At 24.8% G+C, this 3,134-nt stretch carries 2 protein-coding genes and 1 pseudogene; 2 read left to right on the top strand and 1 reads right to left on the bottom strand.

Features of this window, described 5'->3' with window-relative positions; genetic code table 4:
- A pseudogene (locus TS70_RS06195) lies at positions 1-184 on the top strand (IS30 family transposase); the annotation flags it as partial.
- Between the two features lie 422 nt (positions 185-606).
- On the opposite strand, the gene TS70_RS06190 reads toward TS70_RS06195, so the two are convergent.
- Positions 607-2,034, bottom strand: a complete 1,428-nt coding sequence (locus TS70_RS06190) for a M60 family metallopeptidase (protein WP_198049729.1) — start codon at positions 2,032-2,034, stop codon at positions 607-609.
- Positions 2,035-2,135: 101 nt separating this feature from the next.
- Between TS70_RS06190 and TS70_RS06185 the strand changes: the two genes are divergently transcribed.
- Positions 2,136-2,970 (top strand): IS5 family transposase gene (locus TS70_RS06185; protein WP_109244094.1). Its coding sequence is split into 2 segments (ribosomal slippage): positions 2,136-2,530 and positions 2,529-2,970, totalling 837 coding nucleotides; the frame shifts between segments, so codons are not numbered across the junction.
- Positions 2,971-3,134: the final 164 nt, after the last annotated feature.

Here is a 3,134-nt window from a genome sequence, read left to right as displayed (position 1 = left end):
ACCAACTCAAAAACCCCATGTTGAAAGAATGAATAGAGATATTAGAGAATATCTTATTAAGGGAACAGATTTTAACAATATTACTCAAAAAGAAATTAATAAAGTTATGAAAATTATTAATGAAAAACCACGACCGAGTTTAGATTGATTATCCTCCAAAGAGGTATTTTTACAAAATATTTAGTAATTAAATTATTAATTTTAGATTTTTAACAAAAATCATTTTTCGTGGTGCTGAAATAACTACATAATTTAAAAAAATTATTTTTTTTTGAAAAAATAGTTGCATTTTTTAATAAAAGATATATTATCAAATTAATAAGGGCTATTTGTCCTATTTGCATCTTTACTTTACAATTAAAATGCACCCCTTCTAAAAGTTTAGTAAAATCTTTTTTCTTTCTTTTTTGGGGTGCAATCTTAGTGTACTGTTTTTATTTTATTTGTTTTCAACTTTAATATTATGATTCATTGAACTTTTTCTAATGCAATGATTTTTGATATTTAACATCTTAATTATTTAAAAAGTTATAGTAGTTATTGCATTTTTGAAACAGACATAAAAGATATAGATATTGCTGTTAAATTATCAAAAAATAGAAAAATTTATAATATTTCTTGGACAATTGGATTTTTTCAAGTATCTTCTTCAACAATATTATTTCAAATTTGTTTTGTTAATGGTTTTAAATTTTTAATTTCATTTCTTGTTGCTTCGGTTGCTTTTAATCCCCATAATAAAAAGAACACACCCAAATTATAACCTGATACTTGTGAAGTTGTTTTAATAAATCCTTGCACTTTTTGCTCATCAGTTTGAAAACGAGGATCGACATCAGGATCTTGACCATTATTAATTTCACGATATTTTTGATTTACAAGCGTATAAAAATTATTACCAAAAGCCATATTTAATTGTCAAAACATTGACACTTTGGTTGATGTATTATTTCCATAATCTTCTTTCATATCTAAAAAATGTTTATCCTCATCAGGTTGATTCAAATATTTTGTGACAACATCTTGAAATTCAAAAACTTTTGGTTTTACGCCTAAAGATTGTTGGACATAAACTTTACTAACTTCAGCACGAGTTTCACCTGTATTTGAAAAGGTATATTGTGCTGCTGTATAAGTGTGAGCACTTTCGTGTCACAATGCACCTTGGTCTTTAATCAAAAAAAATAATTCTTTGCCCGCATTACTACTATTAGGAAACATTACTCGCCCAGCAGTAGCGTTGGCATAACCAGCACTCTCATCAGCATTGGCAATATGAATATATTGAAGATATTTATGATTAATACCCGGATCCTCTTTATTTAAACCTCAAAATTTATTTGTCATACGTCATCCATGATCTCATCCAGCCACAAAAGCATTAATGTAATTATCCTCCAATCGAGAATTAATAACTTCGTTTTTTATCATATCTGTTTGCATTGTCGCAAAATAATGCTCTGAAACAAATTCCACAAAAGGTGATTTTGTTGCATTAACTTGTTTTTTAAATTCACTTTGGCTTGTTTCGTTTACTTTAAATGTTGGGATTTTAATAATATCCTCTAGATTATTTGTCTGGATATCAATTATTTGTAAATCCGTTTGATTATTATCAGCAACATAAAATAGACCAGAATTTTTTGCTGTTAATAAAAATTTCTTATCTGTTATTTCATAATTTGAAAATGTATTATCATTTTGTTTAATCATAGGATTTGCATACTGTCCTCATTGACCAATTGATAATTTAACATTTTCTTTTTCATCATCAGTCCCTTTACGATTTAAAGTGATCTCGTAGGTTACATCTTTTTTTAAGAAATAACCAGTTGGTTTAAATTCAGAGTGTCTAAGATTCCGATTTTCACGTTTTCGCATTTCGTCACTAGTTAATAATTGTTTATTTTGATTTATTTTTGCTGTTATTAGTTCAGAAGTTTCTTCATTATTAGTATCAAAACAACTAATCAAACTTGTTGTACTTGTTCCGATAATTACTACCGTGCTTAATAAGCTCAACAACTTTTTCATCAGTTTTTTCCTTTCCGTAATTATTTTTTAAATAGACTTCTTGCGATACCCTTTTTTATTAAAATATTATTATAAAATATAATNNATGAGGACATAAAAATATGAACAATAATAAATTTAATACTCTTAATGATAGAGAATGGTTAAGATTAACAGGAATAAAAAAATCCACTTTTAATAAAATGTTAGATATTTTAAAAGTTGCTGAAATAGAAAAATTTAAAAAAGGTGGTAAAACTAATAAATTATCATTAGAAAATAGATTATTGATGACTTTATTATATTGACGAGAATATCAGACTTATTTTCATCTTGGTAAAAGTTTTGATATTAGTGAGGCTAATTGTTATCGTAATATTAAGTGAATTGAAGATATTTTAATTAAAAACTCTGATTTTCAACAACTTGCTGGTAAAAAAGCACTAATAAATGATTATTTTAATGATAAAACTATTATTATTGATGCTACCGAAACTCCAATCCAACGCCCAAAAAAAGAAAAAACAATCTTATTCTGGTAAAAAGAAAAAACACACGATCAAAACACAAGTAATTATCGAACAAGAAACCAAAAAAATTATTGCAACAAGTTTTTCGCTCGGAAAAAAACATGATTATGCTTTATTTAAAGAATCAAAAATCCCAATTTTAAAAAATACCAAATTAATAGTTGATAGTGGTTATCAAGGAATACAAAAAAATCACAATAATGTTCTAATACCTACAAAGAAAACAAAGAAAAACCCTTTAAACAAAGAACAAAAGCAATATAATAGACTAGTTTCAAAAATGAGAATTATTATTGAAAATATTTTTGCTATTCTTAAAAAATTTAAAATTATTACAGAAAAATATCGTAATCGAAGAAAAAGATTTGGTTTAAGATTTAATTTAATTGCCTCAATTTATAATTTACAATTATTATATTTAACATAAAATATTTATTTAAAATTAAATAATTTAAATAATAAATTAATTTTTCGTTGTGGAAAAATATTAAATTTTTAAATAAAAAACATAATTAATTAAAATTATATTTTTCTATTAGTATCTTTTTTACAAATATTTGCAATTTTTTAACAAGTAATGCAAGAAGTCTA

Source organism: Spiroplasma sp. hyd1 (assembly GCF_016082235.1).
Lineage (GTDB): Bacteria > Bacillota_I > Bacilli_A > Mycoplasmatales > Mycoplasmataceae > Spiroplasma > Spiroplasma poulsonii.
The sequence above is the reverse complement of the archived record's forward strand: the minus strand, read 5'-3'. Positions and strand labels throughout refer to the sequence as shown.